General features: G+C 72.6%; 18 protein-coding genes. 8 read left to right on the top strand and 10 right to left on the bottom strand.

The window, feature by feature from the left end; all coding sequences use genetic code 11:
• Nucleotides 1-22: 22 nt before the first annotated feature.
• Together IF00_RS0109935 and IF00_RS0109940 are read right to left on the bottom strand one after the other, a co-directional pair.
• Nucleotides 23-229 (bottom strand): DUF5999 family protein, encoded by a 207-nt coding sequence (locus IF00_RS0109935; protein WP_030316472.1) that lies wholly within the window; start codon nucleotides 227-229, stop codon nucleotides 23-25.
• A 332-nt stretch (nucleotides 230-561) separates the two neighbouring features.
• Complete coding sequence (locus IF00_RS0109940) at nucleotides 562-1,152, bottom strand: hypothetical protein (protein WP_030316474.1); 591 nt, start codon at nucleotides 1,150-1,152, stop codon at nucleotides 562-564.
• Nucleotides 1,153-1,632: 480 nt separating this feature from the next.
• Between IF00_RS0109940 and IF00_RS0109945 the strand changes: the two genes are divergently transcribed.
• Together IF00_RS0109945 and IF00_RS0109950 are read left to right on the top strand one after the other, a co-directional pair.
• The gene (locus IF00_RS0109945; RefSeq protein WP_030316476.1) at nucleotides 1,633-3,132 is read left to right on the top strand and encodes a glutamate-cysteine ligase family protein; all 1,500 of its coding nucleotides are present in this window, start codon (nucleotides 1,633-1,635) and stop codon (nucleotides 3,130-3,132) included.
• 124 nt (nucleotides 3,133-3,256) lie between these two features.
• A complete protein-coding gene (locus tag IF00_RS0109950) occupies nucleotides 3,257-4,039 on the top strand; it encodes a CPBP family intramembrane glutamic endopeptidase (protein ID WP_030316478.1) in 783 nt (260 codons plus the stop codon).
• A gap of 76 nt (nucleotides 4,040-4,115) precedes the next feature.
• On the opposite strand, the gene IF00_RS0109955 is transcribed toward IF00_RS0109950, so the two are convergent.
• Together IF00_RS0109955 and IF00_RS0109960 are read right to left on the bottom strand one after the other, a co-directional pair.
• Nucleotides 4,116-4,925: a PhzF family phenazine biosynthesis protein gene (locus tag IF00_RS0109955; RefSeq protein WP_030316481.1), complete on the bottom strand. Its 810-nt coding sequence runs from the start codon at nucleotides 4,923-4,925 to the stop codon at nucleotides 4,116-4,118.
• Nucleotides 4,926-5,062: 137 nt separating this feature from the next.
• On the bottom strand, nucleotides 5,063-5,641 hold the full coding sequence (locus IF00_RS0109960) for an SMI1/KNR4 family protein (RefSeq protein WP_051820032.1): 579 nt from the start codon (nucleotides 5,639-5,641) through the stop codon (nucleotides 5,063-5,065).
• 159 nt (nucleotides 5,642-5,800) lie between these two features.
• Here IF00_RS0109960 and IF00_RS0109965 point away from each other — a divergent pair, with 159 nt between their 5' ends.
• Nucleotides 5,801-6,415 (top strand): helix-turn-helix transcriptional regulator, encoded by a 615-nt coding sequence (locus tag IF00_RS0109965; RefSeq protein WP_078944602.1) that lies wholly within the window; start codon nucleotides 5,801-5,803, stop codon nucleotides 6,413-6,415.
• A gap of 103 nt (nucleotides 6,416-6,518) precedes the next feature.
• Here the strand turns inward: IF00_RS0109965 and IF00_RS0109970 are convergent, their stop codons facing one another.
• Nucleotides 6,519-6,947: a type II toxin-antitoxin system Rv0910 family toxin gene (locus IF00_RS0109970; RefSeq protein WP_030316487.1), complete on the bottom strand. Its 429-nt coding sequence runs from the start codon at nucleotides 6,945-6,947 to the stop codon at nucleotides 6,519-6,521.
• 69 nt (nucleotides 6,948-7,016) lie between these two features.
• Complete coding sequence (locus IF00_RS0109975) at nucleotides 7,017-7,241, bottom strand: hypothetical protein (protein ID WP_030316490.1); 225 nt, start codon at nucleotides 7,239-7,241, stop codon at nucleotides 7,017-7,019.
• 196 nt (nucleotides 7,242-7,437) lie between these two features.
• Here IF00_RS0109975 and IF00_RS0109980 point away from each other — a divergent pair, with 196 nt between their 5' ends.
• The 3 genes from IF00_RS0109980 (at nucleotide 7,438) to IF00_RS0109990 (ending at nucleotide 10,333) form a co-directional block, all read left to right on the top strand.
• Nucleotides 7,438-8,079, top strand: a complete 642-nt coding sequence (locus IF00_RS0109980; protein ID WP_030316492.1) for a Clp protease N-terminal domain-containing protein — start codon at nucleotides 7,438-7,440, stop codon at nucleotides 8,077-8,079.
• A gap of 41 nt (nucleotides 8,080-8,120) precedes the next feature.
• Nucleotides 8,121-9,191, top strand: a complete 1,071-nt coding sequence (locus tag IF00_RS0109985) for an EamA family transporter (protein WP_078944603.1) — start codon at nucleotides 8,121-8,123, stop codon at nucleotides 9,189-9,191.
• A 176-nt stretch (nucleotides 9,192-9,367) separates the two neighbouring features.
• A complete protein-coding gene (locus IF00_RS0109990) occupies nucleotides 9,368-10,333 on the top strand; it encodes a DMT family transporter (RefSeq protein WP_030316496.1) in 966 nt (321 codons plus the stop codon).
• Nucleotides 10,334-10,418: 85 nt separating this feature from the next.
• On the opposite strand, the gene IF00_RS0109995 is transcribed toward IF00_RS0109990, so the two are convergent.
• Both IF00_RS0109995 and IF00_RS0110000 read right to left on the bottom strand, forming a co-directional pair.
• The gene (locus tag IF00_RS0109995; protein WP_030316498.1) at nucleotides 10,419-11,063 is read right to left on the bottom strand and encodes an FMN-binding negative transcriptional regulator; all 645 of its coding nucleotides are present in this window, start codon (nucleotides 11,061-11,063) and stop codon (nucleotides 10,419-10,421) included.
• Between the two features lie 71 nt (nucleotides 11,064-11,134).
• The gene (locus IF00_RS0110000) at nucleotides 11,135-11,860 is read right to left on the bottom strand and encodes a pyridoxamine 5'-phosphate oxidase family protein (protein ID WP_051820034.1); all 726 of its coding nucleotides are present in this window, start codon (nucleotides 11,858-11,860) and stop codon (nucleotides 11,135-11,137) included.
• 35 nt (nucleotides 11,861-11,895) lie between these two features.
• Here IF00_RS0110000 and IF00_RS0110005 point away from each other — a divergent pair, with 35 nt between their 5' ends.
• A complete protein-coding gene (locus tag IF00_RS0110005) occupies nucleotides 11,896-13,230 on the top strand; it encodes an aminotransferase class I/II-fold pyridoxal phosphate-dependent enzyme (RefSeq protein WP_078944604.1) in 1,335 nt (444 codons plus the stop codon).
• Between the two features lie 154 nt (nucleotides 13,231-13,384).
• Here IF00_RS0110005 and IF00_RS0110010 read toward each other — a convergent pair whose 3' ends face one another.
• Nucleotides 13,385-14,383 (bottom strand): DMT family transporter, encoded by a 999-nt coding sequence (locus tag IF00_RS0110010; protein ID WP_030316504.1) that lies wholly within the window; start codon nucleotides 14,381-14,383, stop codon nucleotides 13,385-13,387.
• A 69-nt stretch (nucleotides 14,384-14,452) separates the two neighbouring features.
• Between IF00_RS0110010 and IF00_RS0110015 the strand changes: the two genes are divergently transcribed.
• On the top strand, nucleotides 14,453-15,355 hold the full coding sequence (locus IF00_RS0110015; RefSeq protein ID WP_030316506.1) for a LysR family transcriptional regulator: 903 nt from the start codon (nucleotides 14,453-14,455) through the stop codon (nucleotides 15,353-15,355).
• 93 nt (nucleotides 15,356-15,448) lie between these two features.
• Here IF00_RS0110015 and IF00_RS0110020 read toward each other — a convergent pair whose 3' ends face one another.
• Entirely contained in the window at nucleotides 15,449-15,916 is a 468-nt protein-coding gene (locus IF00_RS0110020) for a pyridoxamine 5'-phosphate oxidase family protein (protein ID WP_030316507.1), read from the bottom strand.
• Nucleotides 15,917-15,918 lie beyond the last annotated feature (2 nt).

Here is a 15,918-nt window from a genome sequence, read left to right on the forward strand (position 1 = left end):
CCCTCGGGCGTTGCGCGTGCCGTCAGGCGGCGGTCGTCACCTGACCCGCCGACAACGGCCGGTGCGGGGCGATGATCTGCCCGTCCGGCAGGAGTTCGCCGGTGTCCTCGAAGAGCAGGACGCCGTTGCACAGCAGGCTCCAGCCCTGCTCCGGGTGGTGTGCCGTCAGTCGGGCCGCCTCGCGGTCGGCTGAGTCGGCGGTGGGACAGGCAGGCTGGTGCTGGCACATGGGTGGGTTCTTTCGCTGCGTCGTAGTGGATGTCCTGCGGCTCTTCGCGCTCATCGCCGCCCCCGTCGGTCGGTTCGGTTCCGATCCCAGTCTTGCCCCATGGACGGTCTTCCGCAGGGATTTCGCGGCAGCTCGTCCTTTCCTGGGAAGACGCATCACCCGCAGGGGCGGTTCAGGTCAACTGCACCGTCTCTTTGGGTGGTTCGAAGTGGTCCCAGTGGGCTAGTCCGTCCGGGAGGGGTGTTCGGGCGGTGCGTTCGGGCCGGGTTCTCGGACAGCAGTGCGCCCCGTGACCCGGGCGGGTCACGGGGCGGCGACGCTCGTGCGGTGGATCAGGCGGGCGCCGCCGAGCCCAGGAGGGGCGGCGGCGCGAGGCGCGTACTGAGCACGGGCAGGAGGTCGGCGACCTGGTACGGGCGGTGGGCCGCGATTCCCGGCGGGGCGGGCGCGAGCGGCACCATCAGGTCTGCCGCGGCCAGGGTGGTGCCGGCACCGTCCGCCTCCGGCTCGGCGTGAAGCCAGAGGGTCAGCATGTAGAGCTCCGGTACGGAGAGCAGCCGCGGCTGGTACGGACCGGGCAGCGCCTCGGCCTGGAGCAGTGCCTGCTCCGTCGCGGTGACGTAGGGCCCCTCGAAGAAGTGCGAGAAGGACCAGCCGTCCGGGGTCAGCATGGTGTCCGCGGCGGCGATGGCCCGGCCCCCGTTCCTGATCAGGAAGCGCCAGCCGACGAGTCGGGTGCGGGGGGCCTGTCCGGGCGTCCCGGCGACGCCGAGGACGTGGACGGGCAGGGGGAGTTCGGGGCTCAGTGGTCCCTGCGCGGCCCGCAGGGCGGGAGTTCGCGCCTCGCGGACGGCGGTCGGTGAGCCGAGGGCCGCGAGGACACTGCGGAGGGCCGGCGCAGGGGCCGGGGAGGGTCGGAGCATGGTGGGTCGCCTCTCACTCAGGAGACACGGTGATGCGTGGGCAGGTACGACGGCGCTGTCGGCGGCGGGGCCAGAGGAGGGCCATGAGGTCATGACCGGGCGCCAACACTCTGCCTCGTCCGCGGAGTTTATACGACACGTGTTCACGGAGTGTTTCCGCTAGACGTCGCCGATATTCCTGACAAGGCGTCATCAGGCCGTAAATCAAGGGTCGTAGAAGCGGATTCCAGGGGTGGTGGTGCTCTCACCTGCGTATTCCGCGCGGAGCCGGACGGCTGAATTCATGCCTCCGGTCCCGGGACAATAGGACATTGGTATATGTCGATTGTTCCGTGCCTTCGGGATGTGACGGTGGAGCGCAGCATCCAGCCTATCCTCCGACGGCTCTCGTTCGCAGGCGTTGTGGATCAGCGGGGTGGGCATCATCGTCCGTGACGCGCGGCCGTCCTGGCGGCCGCCCACTCGCGGAGGGACGCTTCGATGGGGGAGAAGGTCGTGGCCGACGGGTTCGGCCCGTCCGACCGGCAGCAGTACCGGAGAAAGCTCCAGCAGTGTCTCGCGGGGCTCGCGAGGCTTCTGGCGGAGAAGAGGTTCGACCGTCCCCGCAATCTCATGGGCGTGGAGATCGAACTCAATCTGGCCGGTGCCGACGGACTGCCCCGCATGCTGAACGGGCCGGTTCTCGAGAAGATCGCCAGCTCCGATTTCCAGACGGAACTCGGAATGTTCAACCTCGAAGTGAACATCGCGCCCCATCAGCTCGACGGGCGCGTATTCGACCGGCTCGCGGAGGAGATCGGCACCGGAATCGGATACGCGGACCGCAAGGCGGCGGAACTCGACGCGGGCGTCGTCATGATCGGCATACTGCCGACCCTGACCCAGGACGACCTGGTTCCCGAGAACCTCTCCTCCGCGGACCGCTACACGCTCCTCAACGACCAGATCCTCGCCGCCAGGGGCGAGGACTTCACGCTCGACATCCACGGGGTGGAACGGCTGCTCTGCACCTCGGAGTCGATCGTCCCGGAGGCGGCCTGCACCTCGGTCCAGCTCCATCTCCAGGTCACGCCGGCCCGCTTCGCCGCCGTGTGGAACGCGGCGCAGGCGGTCTCGGGGGTCCAGATCGCGCTCGGCGCCAACGCCCCCTTCGTCTTCGGCCGTGAACTGTGGCGCGAGTCCCGGCCGCCGCTCTTCACGCAGGCCACCGACACCCGGCCGCCCGAACTCCAGGCCCAGGGCGTCCGGCCGCGCACCTGGTTCGGGGAGCGGTGGGTGGACTCGGTGTACGACCTCTTCGAGGAGAACCTGCGCTACTTCCCCGCGCTGCTGCCGATCTGCGACGAGGAGGACCCGCTCCTCGTCCTGGACCAGGGCGGGGTGCCGCGCCTCCAGGAGCTCGTCCTGCACAACGGCACGGTCTACCGCTGGAACCGGCCCGTGTACGGCTGGGTCGACGGCGTCCCGCATCTGCGCGTCGAGAACCGGGTCCTGCCGGCCGGGCCGACCGTCACCGACGTCATCGCCAACGCGGCCTTCTACTACGGGCTCGTCCGTTCCCTCGCGGACGATCCCCGGCCCGTCTGGAAGCGGATGGCCTTCGAGGACGCGGAGGCCAACTTCGACACCGCCTGCCGGCACGGCATCGAGGCGGAGCTGCGCTGGCCCCGCTCCGGCCGGGCCGGCGGCATCGCGACCGTGCCCGCGGTACGGCTCGTCCTCGACGAGCTGCTGCCGCTCGCCGCGGCCGGGCTCGACGCCTGGCACATCGAACCCGCCGACCGGGACTTCTACCTCGGCGTGATCGAACAGCGCTGTCTGCGGCGGATGAACGGCGCCTCCTGGCAGGCCGACACCTTCCACAAGGCGCTGGAGGCGGGTCTCGACCGCGAGGCGGCGCTCGCGGCGACCACCCGCCGCTACCGGAGCCTCATGCACGCGGGGGAGCCGGTGCACACCTGGCCGGTCGGGATCGACTGAACGCGGCGCTCCCGGGGTCGCGGGCGGGGGCGGTGGCCGATCATGGCACAGTGATCGGGATGCCGCCGGAACGGCGTCCGTCCGCGACCGGGAAGTGGAGACAGGTGTGGTGTCGGACCAACGAGTGAGTGACGCTTCCCTGCCTCCCGACGGGCTGTCGCGCCGGGTGCTGCGCAACGAGACGCTGATCGTCCTCGCGCTCTCCCTCGGGGCGAGCGCCCTGTCGTCCCTCATCAGCTTCATCGGCTCGCTCACCAAGTCCGGGGCGCTCAAGGAGCAGGCGGCCACGCTCAACGGCTCGTACGCGCCGGGGCGGCCCTGGCTCGACCTGTCCTGGCAGCTCTTCGGCATCGCCTCTGCCCTCGTGCCGGTCCTGCTCGTCGCCCATCTGCTGCTGCGTGAGGGCTCGGGGCTCAAGGCCATCGGTTTCGACCGGACCCGGCCCTGGACCGACCTCGGGCGCGGGACGCTGGTCGCGGCGGGCATCGGCAGCGCGGGGCTCGCCTTCTACCTGGCGGCGCGGGCGACCGGCTTCAACCTCACCGTGGTGCCCGAGTCGCTGCCCGAGGTGTGGTGGAAGTACCCGGTGCTGATCCTCTCGGCGATCCAGAACTCCGTTCTGGAGGAGGTCATCGTCGTCGGGTATCTGCTGCGCAGGCTCGGGCAGTTGGGGTGGACGCCGATGGCCGCCCTGGTGGCGAGCTCGGTGCTGCGCGGCTCGTACCACCTCTACCAGGGGGTCGGCGGTTTCGTCGGCAATGTGGTGATGGGTGTGGTCTTCGTCCTGCTGTACCGGCGCTGGGGGCGGGTCGGTCCGCTGGTCGTGGCGCACGCGCTGCTCGACATCGTGGCCTTCGTCGGATACGGGCTGCTCGCGGGCAAGGTGGGGTGGCTGCCCACCGTGTGAGGCCCTGGCCTCGGTGGGGGTGAACAGAGGGGGTACGGGTTCTCCGCACCCCCTTGTTCGTTCCGCGGCGGTGGAGTCAGGCGTGCAGGTCGCCCTCGATGACCGTGACCGCGTGACCGTTCAGGAGGGTGCGGTCGCCGCGCAGCCGCGTTCGGACGATGCCCGTGCGTGCGCCGCCCTGCAGGCCGACCAGGTCGTCGCGGCCGAACCGGGCCGACCAGTAGGGGGCGAGCGCGGTGTGGGCGCTGCCCGTCACCGGGTCTTCGTCGATGCCGACGGCGGGGAAGAAGCCGCGGGAGACGAAGTCGTATCCGCCGTCCGGGTTCTGGGCGGCGGCGGTGGCGATGATGCCGCGGTTCGAGAGGGCCTTCAGGGCGGCGTGGTCCGGTGCGAGCGCGCGCACCGTGGGCTCGTCGCGCAGTTCGACGACGAGGTCGCCGATGTGGTCGGCCGTGTCGTGGACGGCGACGACCTCGGCGCCGAGCGCCTTCTCCAGCCCGTCGGGGACGGGGGCCGGGGTGAGGGAGGAGGTCGGGAAGTCCATCGTGATCGTGCCGTCGGCCTCGGCGGTGGCGCCGAGGACGCCGCAGCGGGCCGCGAAGCGGACGGGGCCGCTCGCCGTACCGGTGGAGTGCAGGACGTGGGCCGTGGCCAGCGTGGCGTGGCCGCACATGTCGACCTCGGTGGTGGGGGTGAACCAGCGCAGGGCCCAGTCGGCCTCGCCGCCGGCGGGCAGCGGGTGGGCGAAGGCCGTCTCGGAGAGGTTGACCTCCGCGGCGACCCGCTGGAGCCAGGCGTCGTCCGGGAAGGAGTCCAGGAGCAGGACTCCGGCCGGGTTGCCCGAGAAGGGCTGGTCGGTGAAGGCATCGACGATTCGGATCCTCATGGCGCCGACCGTACCGGGGGCGGAATCGGGCGGGCCAAGGCCAATCGCGGAGAACTGGACCGAGTGGGCGCGCACCGGCACTCCCTCGGCGCGGGGCCGGTGATGCGGGCGGATGACGTGCGCCGGTCCCGCGTCCGTCAGGCGGGGAACCGGGAGGTGGGCATGAAGCGATACCTGTCCTCGGGGTCGACCATGTCGTCGATGTCGGCGAAGTAGTACGAGGTCGACGTGCCGGCCACCACGTCGAGGAGGAACTGACTGCACGAGGCGGGATGGGCCTCCCAGAGGGGGCCGCGGCCCTCGTTGAGCACGATCGTCCACTCCTCCGGCTCGGCGCCCGGCCGCACCAGCCAGTACAGGAAGTGCCCCGCGCCCTCCACGTACCCCCAGGGCACCAGCCTGACGCCGCCCTCCTCGATCTCCCCCGGCTTCTTCTCGCCGGCCGCCCAGAGGTCGGCGAGGATCTCGTCGCGCTCTGCGGTCTGGGCGACCAGGTCGTACATCGGATCCGGGCAGTCCGGTTCCAGCAGCCAGATCGTCCCCGCGAAGACCCCGCCCCCGTAGGTCTCGACGAGCCGCTTGTAGTCGGTCGGCAGGGCGGTGCCCAGTGCCTCCTCGGCGGCGGCCCACCGCACGGTCCGGACGGTGCCGGGCGGCGGGCAGAGGGGCGTCAGGGCGGCGATGAAACGGTCGCACTTCTCATGATCTTCAGGCATGGCCCCCACCCTTCACCATCCTGGCGCGCAGGTCAGTGGCAGGTCGGCCCCCGGGTCGGCGGAGGTTCAGTCGGCATGCTTGCTCGCCGAACAGTTCCGATATATCGTTGAGGCATCGCGACAGTTCAAAGAATGAAACCCGATGGAAGGAGCGTTGCGATGCGTTCACATGGACACGAGTACGGAAACGGGCACGGAGCCGGCCGTGGAGGCTGCGGCCCCGGGCCTCGCGGTGACTTCGAGGGACGGCGCGCGGCGTTCGGACCCTTCGGGCCGGGCTTCGGTGGTGGCGGCCCCTTCGGCGGCGGACGCGGCCATGGGGGCGGCCGGGGACGGGCACGGCGCGGCGACGTGCGTGCCTCGATCCTGGCGCTCCTCAAGGACCGCCCGATGCACGGCTACGAGATGATCAGGGAGATCGGCGAGCGCAGCGACGGGGCCTGGCGGCCCAGTCCCGGCTCGGTCTACCCCACCCTTCAGATGCTGGAGGACGAGGGCCTGATCACCAGCGCGAGCGAGGGCGGCAAGAAGCTGTTCACGCTCACCGACACCGGACGGGCCGAGGCCGAGGGAGGCCCCGACGCGCCGTGGGAGGACGCCGGACGCGGCGTCGACTGGGAGGCCATGAACGAGATCCGGCAGGCCGGCTTCGGTCTGATGGAGGCGTTCGGGCAGGTCTGGAAGGCCGGCAGCGCCGAGCAGCGGAAGAAGGCTGTCGGCGTGATCAACGAGGCCCGCAAGAAGCTGTACCTGATCCTGGCCGACGAGCACTGAGCCCGTGCCCGTGAAGGGCGGGGAACGGGTGAAAGGGCCCCGTGGCAGTCGCCACGGGGCCCTTTCGCCCGCCTGGATCAGGCCGTCGGGTCGTCCGTCCGGGTCAGGCCACCAGGCCCGAGAGCTTGCGCAGCGACTCGGTCAGGGCCGCCGTCGCCGAGTCCTTGAGCTTGCCCGCCATCAGGGAGACCGCCGCGCCGGTGAACTCGCCGTCGATCCGTACGGTCGTGGCGTCCCCGTCCGCCGCCAGCGAATAGCGGGTGGTGACGAGCACGCCCATCGGGCCCTTGCCCTTGATGGCGAAGGCGCGCTCGGCCTCAAGCTCCTCGACCGTCCAGAGCACCTCGGCGGGGAAGCCCATCAGCTTCATGTTCTCCGTGAAGGTGGCACCCGCCTCAAGGGATGCCGGGCCGCCGTTCGGGAAGTCGGTGTGGGTGGCGTTCCACTCGCCGTACGAGGGGAAGTCCACGAGCTGCGCCCAGACCTTCCCTGCCGGTGCCTCGATCCGTGCCTCCGCGCTGACTTCGGCCATGAGACCACCCCTTCACGCGTGCCTGCTGGGTTCCGGTGTCGCGGAACGTAGCCGGGCGGCCGTGAACATTCAATACTGATGAACCGTCAGTTCTGCGGCTGGCGGCCCCGCCCCGTCACCGATCCACCAGATCTCGGACGCGTCGAAGCTGTCGGAGGCGCGGGGCGCCCCGTCCTCCTCGTGGCAGTGGAAGGCCGCCCAGAACAGATCGGCCGGCAGTGCCTCCCGGGGCGCGTACACCCGGTAGACGTACTGCCGCCCGTCGCGCGCGAGCAGAGCCACCATCCAGAACACGACCGGAAGACGTAGGGGGCGGGGCCTGTGGTTGCGTCGGGGGCGCAAAGCAAGGCGGCGCGCGCCCTGGGAGGGCAACGCGCGCGATCTCATCCGTAAGGAGGAGGAACCGTGCGCGCGTGCCCAACTCCGGTGGGATGCGGACATGCTTCTCCCCGGCGATGCCCCGGCGGCCCGAGCCTGATGAGGTGAGAGGGTGCACCGTCCCGTCCCGATTCCCCAGCAGTCGCTCCGGCAGCCCGCCGCCCCGCGCGCGGAACTCGCGCCCTTTCTGACGCCGTCCCTCATGACGGTCGTGACGGGCGCACGCCGCAGAGCCCTCAGGGACGGCGACCGGCAGATCGACACCGCCCACCTCCTCCACTCGCTCATCGAGTCCGACCCCGAGGTCGGCGCCGCCTTCGAGGGCGGTCAGCGGCTCGCCCGCGTCCTGGGCTACCTCGTGCAGCGCTCCATCGGATACGGGCTGCGCTGGCAGCGCTCGGTGGAGGAGTCGGGGGCCGGTCGCCTCCTCCCCGCCAAGCGCGGCGCCGAGGGGCAGGGGCAGGACAGCCGGGCCTCCGGCTGGTCGCCGGCCGCGACCGTGGCCCTCGAGGAGGCCTTCCGGCGGGCCGCCGGACGCGGGGACACCCGGGCGCGCGGCCTCGACCTCCTCGCCGTCGTCGCCGCCGATCCGGCGAGCCGGGCCGCCGAGGTGCTGCGCCGCGCCGGGGTCGATCCGGCCACGCTGAGCGCCCGTGCCGACGCCCCGGCCGGGGCCGGTGCCGACGACGGTACGGCCGCCCTGGCGGAAGGATCCGTTCCGTGGCGTGGCGGTGAGCCGTCTCAACAGGTGTAACGGGGGTTACGCCCCTGACCGCGTCCTGTCATCATGGCCCGATGCACGCGTCTCAGGGGAGAAGCGCCGGCCTGGGACTAGCCCTGGCCTCGGCCTTCGCATTCGGTGGTTCAGGAGTGGCGGCCAAGCCGCTCATCGAGGCGGGACTCGACCCGCTCCATGTGGTGTGGCTCCGGGTCGCCGGCGCCGCACTCGTCATGCTCCCGGTGGCCTGGCGCCACCGCGACCTCCTGCGCCGCAAACCCGCTCTCCTCGTGGGCTTCGGGCTGCTCGCCGTCGCAGGCGTCCAGGCCTTCTACTTCGCCTCGATCTCCCGTATCCCCGTCGGCGTCGCGCTGCTCATCGAATACCTCGCCCCGGCCCTGGTCCTCGGCTGGGTCCGCTTCGTCCAGCGCCGCCCCGTCACCCGCGCCGCCGCCCTCGGCGTCGTCCTGGCCGTCGGCGGTCTCGCCTGCGTGGTCCAGGTCTGGTCCGGGCTCGGCTTCGACCTCGTCGGGCTCCTCCTGGCGCTCGCCGCGGCCTGCTGCCAGGTCGGCTACTTCGTCCTCTCCGACCAGGGCTCCGGCGAGGCGGAACAGGCCGACCCGATCGGCGTCATCGCGTACGGGCTGCTCATCGGCGCGCTCGTCCTCACCGTCGTCGCCCGCCCGTGGGGCATGGACTGGGCACTGCTCGGCGGCAGCGCCGACATGGACGGCACCCCCGTGCCCGCGTGGCTGCTGCTCGGCTGGATCGTGCTGATCGCCACGGTCCTCGCGTACGTCACCGGCGTCGTCTCGGTGCGCCGGCTCTCGCCGCAGGTGGCGGGTGTCGTGGCCTGTCTCGAGGCCGTCATCGCGACCGTGCTCGCCTGGGTGCTGCTCGGGCAGTACCTCGACGCGCCGCAGATCATCGGCGGCGCGGTGGTCCTGGTCGGAGCCTTCATCGCCCAGTCGTCGACGCCGAAGGCGCCTGCGGCGGGACCCGTGGCGGGGTCGGTGCTGGACGCCGGCGTGGCGGAGGCGGCCGGTGGGACGGACGCGGTTGATGTGACGGACGCGGGCAGCGTGACGGACGCGGCCGGTGTGACCGACCGCGATACCGAGTTGTCCGCCCGGCGGACCGGGGCCTAAGGTGCCGATCATGCATTCGACCGTGCTTCCGCCTCCCGCCGCCTAGCGCGCGCGGAGACTCTCCTCGACGAAGACCGGGCTCGGCCGGGCGACCACTCGCCCCCGAGCGGTTCGTCGCTGCCCGCGCGCGGAGCCGAGCGACCACCTTTCCCTCCCGTCTTCCACGGAGAAGTCACGTGTCGAACTCTTCGGAATCCGCCCTGTCCGTCGGGCGGAGCCTGCTCTATCTGATCGTCGCCGGGATCGCCTGGGGCACGGCCGGTGCCGCCGCCTCGCTGATCTTCCGCATCAGCGACATGGGCCCGCTGGCCCTGTCCTTCTGGCGCTGCGTCGGCGGTCTCGCCCTGCTGCTCGGGGCGCTCGCCCTGCGTCCCCGGCGCCGCGTCGCCCGTGCCGCCGTGGAATCGCGCGGCCGCCGGACGGCCCGCATCCTCGGCACGGGGGTCGGGCTCACCGTGTTCCAGAGCGCCTACTTCGCCGCCGTCGAGGCCACCGGCCTGGCGGTCGGCACCGTCGTCACACTGGGCGCGGGACCCGTTCTCATCGCGGTCGGCGCCCGGCTCACCATGGGCGAACGCCTCGGCCGCGGCGGCATCGCCGCCGTCACCGGGGCGCTCGCCGGGCTCGTCGTCCTCGTCCTCGGCGGCGGAGCCGCGGAGGTCCGGCCGCTGGGTGTCGTCCTCGCGGTCGTCTCGGCCGCCGGGTACGCGGCGATCACCCTGCTCACGCGCTACCTCGGCCGAGACGGCGGCCGCACGGACGCGCTGTCCACCACGACCTGGGCCTTCGCGATCGGGGCGGTCGGGCTGCTGCCCGCGGCGCTCGCGGAGGGGGTCGTACCGCACACGGACGCGCCGGTGAGCGTGCTGCTCCTGCTCGTCTACGTCGCCGCCGTGCCGACAGCGCTCGCCTACGCGCTCTACTTCGCCGGGGCCGCGGTCGTCCGGGCGGCCACCGTCTCCGTGATCATGCTCCTGGAGCCGGTGAGCGCGGCCGTGATCGCCGTCTCGCTGCTCGGTGAGCGGCTCACCACCGCCATCGTGCTCGGCACGCTGCTGCTGCTCGCCGCCGTTACGGGCCTGGCGTTCGCCGAGGCACGGACGGCGTCGGCGGAACGGAGGCGGGAGGCCCTGGCGGTGTAGGCGGACGTGGGGGGCGGGCTGGGGTGGGGCGCGGGCCGATGGGGCGGGCCTTCACCTGAGGTGGGGGCTCCGGCCCCCACCGCTGTCAGCCGGTGACGCGGCGGCGCAGTTGGTGGCCGCGTGCCGCCCGGTCGCGGGGGCCGTCGCGCTCGGCCAGCCGCTCCATGACCTGGTCCTGGACCTCCCGCGGCTTGTTCCCCGCGTACTTGAACTTGGCCCGCACCTCGGTCACCTCCAGGCGCAGCACCCGGATTCCGGAGAGCAGACGGCCGAACGGTGCCTCGCCGGGGACGGCGGGAGCCGTGCCGCCGTCCGGCTGGAAGTGGGCGACCTGGCGGTTGAGCAGCTCCGCCTTCTCCGCCGGATCGTCGACCACGTGCGCGGTGCAGCGCAGCTGGACGGAGGCGTAATAGGAGGTGGGCGTGCCGTGCGCGGTCGGCGTGCCCTCCGGGACCGTCCACGTGCCCGGCACGAAGACGTAGTCGTCGACCACGCTGAGGAGCACCGTCGGGTTCGCCTGCAGGGCGCGCCACAGCGGGTTCGGGCGGGCCAGATGGGTCAGCACCCGGCCGTACGGGCCGGGCTCGGCCTCGTACCGGAAGTGCGTCGGCTGCACCCACGGCGGGTCTCCGGGCAGGCCGTTGACGGCGAGCTGGCCGAAGTCGTGCCGTGAGAGCCAGTCGCGCCACTCGCCTTCGTCGTGGGGGGCGTCCCAGGGGTGGATCAGCATGGTCCGTCCGTCCTCGGCATCGTTCGTCGGTCCCTTCGTCGTCGTTCGTGGGTTCCGCGTTCGCGGTTTCTCTAGAGCGCGGCCAGATAGTCGGGCAGGGCGACGGCCGGGTCGAGGTCGTCGGCCGGGACCGGTGTGCCGTAGCCGCCCCGCACCGGGACCACGCCGGACCAGTGGGGGAGGTCGAGGTCCTCCGCGTCGTCGTTGGGGCCGCCGGTGCGGACCTTCGCCGAGACCTCGTTCAGGTCCAGGCGGATCACGGCCGTGGCGGCGAGCTCCTTGGCGTTCGCGGGGCGGGAGTCGGCGGAGCGGCCGGGGACGACCTGGTCGACCAGGGCGTCGAGGGCGATGCGCAGCTCCTCGGGGTCGGTGACCTGGTGGGCGGTGCCGAGAACCACGACCGAGCGGTAGTTGAGGGAGTGGTGGAAGGCGGAGCGGGCGAGGACGAGGCCGTCGACGTGGGTCACGGTCAGGCAGACGGGCAGACCGGGGGCCGCCACGCCGTCGCCGGCCGCGCGCAGCGGCCGCGAGCCGGTCGAGCCGTGCACGTAGAGGCGGTCGCCGACGCGGCCGAAGAGCGTGGGGAGCACGACCGGCGCGCCGTCACGGACGAATCCGAGGTGGCAGACGTACGCCTCGTCGAGTATCGAGTGGACCAGGGCCTTGTCGTACGACGCGCGAACGCGGGAGCGGGTGGGGACGGTCCGGTCGGTCGGCGTGTACGTGTCGGCGACGGCAGCGGTCTCGGAGGCCTCGGGGGAGGTCCTGTCGGCGGCCGTGTCGGCGGCGGTGCTCATTGCGGTCTCCATTGCACTAGTGCATACTTGTGTTTGTGCTAGGAGAGTATCGGATCGAAGGTCGTCGCGCATCGGACATCGCCGCGAGCGTGGAACGGGGAGTGGGGCTCGGAGCTCTCGAACCGGGCCGACTCCTGCCGCCCATGCGGGAGTTGGCCGGTGTGCTCGGCGTGAACCCGAACACCGTCGCCGCCGCCTACCGCATCCTGCGTGAGCGTGGGGTCATCGAGACCGACGGGCGGCGCGGCAGCAGGGTGCGCCCGCGACCCGCCACGACCGCGCGCGGCTCGATCCGGGTGGAGGCCCCCGCCGGGGTCCGGGACGTAGGCAAGGGCAACCCCGACCCCGTCCTGCTGCCTCCTCTCGGCGAGGCCTTCGCCGCGGTCGCCCGGCGGTACGCCGAACGGCCCGGCATGTACGGGGAGGCTCCCGTCGACGAGGAGTTCGGGCGCCTCGCGCGCGCCGCCTTCGACGCGGACGGGGTGCCGGACGGGCCCATCGGCGTCACGTCCGGGTCCCTCGACGCGGTCGAGCGCGTGCTCGCCGTGCACCTCAGGCCCGGCGACGCCGTCGCCGTCGAGGACCCGGGCTGGGGCAGCCTGCTCGACCTGGTTCCCGCGCTCGGCCTGCGGCCCGTGCCGATCGCCGTCGACGACGAGGGGCCCCTGCCGGAGGCGGTCGAGCGTGCGATCAGGAAGGACGGTGTGCGGGCGGTGATCGTGACGGACCGGGCGCAGAACCCGACCGGTGCGTGTGTGACCGAGGCCCGCGCGGGGGAGTTGCGGCGCGTGCTCGCCGGGCACCCCGGTGTGCTGCTCATCGAGGACGACCACGGGCACGGGATCGTCGCGCAGCCGCTCCACCCACTGGCCGGGGGCACCGACCACTGGGTGCTGATCCGGTCGGTCGCCAAGGCCTACGGCCCCGACCTGAGGATCGCGGCGTTCACCGGCGACGCGGAGACCGTCGACCGGGTGCTCGGCCGGCAGCGGCTCGGGCCCGGCTGGGTCAGCCGGCTCCTCCAGCAGGCCGTCGCGCACCTCTGGGTCACGGAAGCGGTGGACCCGGCGGTGGTCGCGCGCTCGTACGGGAAGCGGCGCGACGGACTCGTCCGGGCCCTGGCCCGGCGGGGCGTCGAGGCCCACGGGCGCAGTGGCATGAACGTGTGGGTGCCGGTGCCCGACGAGACCGGGGCGGTGGCGGGTCTCGTGGCCGCGGGGTGGGTGGTGGCGCCGGGGGCGCGGTTCCGGATGGAGGCGGGGCCGGCCGTGCGGCTCACCGTGTCGGGGCTTGGGGCGGGGGACGTCGAGGCTCTGGCCGACGCGGTGGCGGGCGTGGTGGGGCCGGTGGTGGCGCGGAGCTATGGGTGAGGGTGGGGGCGGTGCGGGGCTGCCGGCGCCGCTGCGTGCGCGGGGTACGGCTTCGCCCGCGCGCACTGCCGTACCACCTCCGTCACCCGCCCCTCGTGCCCGGACCCGCACCGCCGGTGCGCCATGCACCGGGTGCGGGTGCAGGCGCGGAAGCCTAGGCGCGGCAGGAGGCGCCGTCCGTTGTGCCCACCCGTTCCGCCGCGACGAGGGTGGCGGCGTCCGCTGGGGGGATGTTGCCCGCGACGGGGGTGGTGGGGGGCTTCGACGCGGGGGTCGGGCGGGTTTGGGTGAGGGCCGCGCCTGCCAGGACGATCAGGGCGCCGACCGGGGTGTTCCACGTGAGCCGTTCGTCCAGGAGCGCTACTCCCGCCGCCGTCGCGATGACCGGGATGAAGTAGGTGACCATCGCGGCCGTCGTCGGGCCGACCTCCGCGACGACCCCGTACTGGAGCAGCATCGCGTACCCCGTGCCGAGCGCGCCGAGGGCGATCACGGCGAGCAGCGGGAGTATCTCCACCGACTTCGGGAACGAGGTGAACAGCGGGGTGACGACCGCCAGTTGCAGGGTCGCGAGGCCGACCTGCGAGCCCGCGAGCGAGAGGTTCGAGGCGCCCGTGCCGCTCAGTGTCCTGCGGACGTAGATCCAGCCGACCGCGTAGCTGAACGAGGCCAGGAGGGCCAGGGCCGTGCCCGTCACGTCGACGCCCGAGAAGCCCTGCCACGCGCCGAGGACCGTGAGCACGCCCATGAAGCCGATACCCAGGCCCGCCGCGCGGACCCGGGTCGGGCGGTCCTCGGAGAGCGCCACGAGGGAGAGCAGCATGCCCCACAGCGGGGTCGTCGCGTTGCAGATGCCCGCGAGCGTCGACGGGATGGTCAGTTCGGCGTAGGCGAAGAGGGAGAACGGCAGCGCGTTGAGCAGGAAGGCCGCGACCGTCAGATGGCCCCAGACGCGGGCGCCGCGCGGCAGCCGGTCGCGCTTCACGACCAGGGCGACGGCGAGCACCGCCGTACCGAAGAGGAGCCGCCCGAAGGTCACCTGGAACGGCGCGAAGCCCTCCGTACCGACCTTGATGAAGACGAAGCTGAAACCCCAGATCAGGGCCAGTACGCCGAAGCGGACGCGCCAGTCGAGCAGGCGGGGCTCATGCACTCAGGGTGACCGCCCCGATCCCTTAGGACAAGCGAGAATTCCTCGACCCCTTCCCTTAGTATCGCTTACATGTTGAATCTGGAGCGCCTGCGCACCCTCGACGCCGTCGCCCGGCACGGCTCGGTCAGCGGCGCGGCCGACGGACTCCACGTCACCACCTCCGCCGTCTCCCAGCAGCTGTCCAAGCTGGAGCGCGAGGTGGGGCAGCAGCTGCTCGCCAAGAACGGCCGGGGGGTGCGGCTCACCGACGCCGGACAGCTGCTCGCCGAGCACGCCGCCCGGATCCTCTCCCAGGTCCAGATGGCGCAGGCCGACATCGAGGCCCAGCGCGGCCAGGTCGTGGGCGAGGTGCGGGTCGCCGCCTTCCCGACGGCCGCCCGCGGCCTCTTCCCGGCGGCGCTGGCCGCCCTGCGCGAGGGGCACCCGGAGCTCCGGGTCCGTACGACGGAGCTGGAGCCGGAGAACGGCGTGCGCGCGGTGCTGCGCGGCGACGCGGACCTCGCGCTCGTCCTGGACTGGAGCAACAAGCGGGCGCCCGTGCCCGGCGGCCTCGAGCGCGCCCATCTGCTGGACGACGCCGCCGACGTGGCCCTGCCCGCCGGGCACCCGCTGGCCGGGCGCGAGGCGGCGGACCTGGTGGACTTCGCCGACGAGGAGTGGGTCTCCTGGCCCGAGGGCGAGTTCTGCCACGACTGGCTGATGTTCACACTGCGCTCGCAGGGCATCGAGCCGCGGATCGGTCACCTGGCGGGGGAGCACCACACGCAGCTGGCGCTCGTCGCGGCGGGACTCGGCGTGTGCGTCACGCCCAGGCTCGGGCGGCCCGTGCCGGAGGGGGTCGTCTTCGTGCCCGTACGGCAGCAGGTGCGGCGCCACATCTACGCGACCTGGCGCGCCGACGCGGGCCGCCGGCCCTCCGTGCGGGCGGTCGTCGGCGCGCTGCGGGCGGCTGCCGAGCCGTTGGGGAGCTGACCCCGGGCGCACTCGCCGTACCCCACCTCTCGCCGCCTGGCCCTTCACCTCCCGCAGCCCGCCCCACCCCGTGCCGCCCGTCGCCGCCTCCTGTCAGAGGCCCGCGAGTTTGCGGAAGTCCCAGGACGCGATCGCATCCGGCGTCAGTCGCATCCAGGCGTGCCTGCCGTCGTGCGGCATCGCGTCCAGACCGAAGTTCTTGGCGGCGAAGAGCTGCTCGGGCACGTCGAGTTCGGGGCACGGCTCGCCCGTACGCGGGGCCTCGCCGATGAAGGTGACGGTGCCCGAGAGCTCCACGCCGCGCAGTTCGCCGTAGTCCTCGCCGTCGTCCACCACGACGGCGATCCTCGGGTCGGCGCGCAGCTCCGCCCAACGGCGGCTGCGCGTCAGCGAGTACAGCCAGAGCGAGGAGCCGTCCCAGGCGAACCAGAGTGCGCTCACGTGCGGGCGGCCGTCGGCGGAGACGGTCGCGACCCGGCAGGTGCGCTGTTCGGCGAGGAAGGAGTCGAGCTCCGCCGGGGTCATCATGATCCGGCGTCCACGGCGCTGTGCGACGGTCATCG

The sequence above is a fragment of the Streptomyces flavochromogenes genome (genome assembly GCF_000717595.1).
Lineage (GTDB): Bacteria > Actinomycetota > Actinomycetes > Streptomycetales > Streptomycetaceae > Streptomyces > Streptomyces flavochromogenes.

Coding starts and splice junctions, on each gene's coding strand:
- IF00_RS0109935 (WP_030316472.1), bottom strand. CDS start 229: ATGTGCCAGCACCAGCCTGCCTGTCCCACCGCCGACTCAGCCGACCGC.
- IF00_RS0109940 (WP_030316474.1), bottom strand. CDS start 1,152: ATGCTCCGACCCTCCCCGGCCCCTGCGCCGGCCCTCCGCAGTGTCCTC.
- IF00_RS0109945 (WP_030316476.1), top strand. CDS start 1,633: ATGGGGGAGAAGGTCGTGGCCGACGGGTTCGGCCCGTCCGACCGGCAG.
- IF00_RS0109955 (WP_030316481.1), bottom strand. CDS start 4,925: ATGAGGATCCGAATCGTCGATGCCTTCACCGACCAGCCCTTCTCGGGC.
- IF00_RS0109960 (WP_051820032.1), bottom strand. CDS start 5,641: ATGCCTGAAGATCATGAGAAGTGCGACCGTTTCATCGCCGCCCTGACG.
- IF00_RS0109965 (WP_078944602.1), top strand. CDS start 5,801: ATGCGTTCACATGGACACGAGTACGGAAACGGGCACGGAGCCGGCCGT.
- IF00_RS0109970 (WP_030316487.1), bottom strand. CDS start 6,947: ATGGCCGAAGTCAGCGCGGAGGCACGGATCGAGGCACCGGCAGGGAAG.
- IF00_RS0109985 (WP_078944603.1), top strand. CDS start 8,121: ATGCACGCGTCTCAGGGGAGAAGCGCCGGCCTGGGACTAGCCCTGGCC.
- IF00_RS0109995 (WP_030316498.1), bottom strand. CDS start 11,063: ATGCTGATCCACCCCTGGGACGCCCCCCACGACGAAGGCGAGTGGCGC.
- IF00_RS0110000 (WP_051820034.1), bottom strand. CDS start 11,860: ATGAGCACCGCCGCCGACACGGCCGCCGACAGGACCTCCCCCGAGGCC.
- IF00_RS0110015 (WP_030316506.1), top strand. CDS start 14,453: ATGTTGAATCTGGAGCGCCTGCGCACCCTCGACGCCGTCGCCCGGCAC.
- IF00_RS0110020 (WP_030316507.1), bottom strand. CDS start 15,916: ATGACCGTCGCACAGCGCCGTGGACGCCGGATCATGATGACCCCGGCG.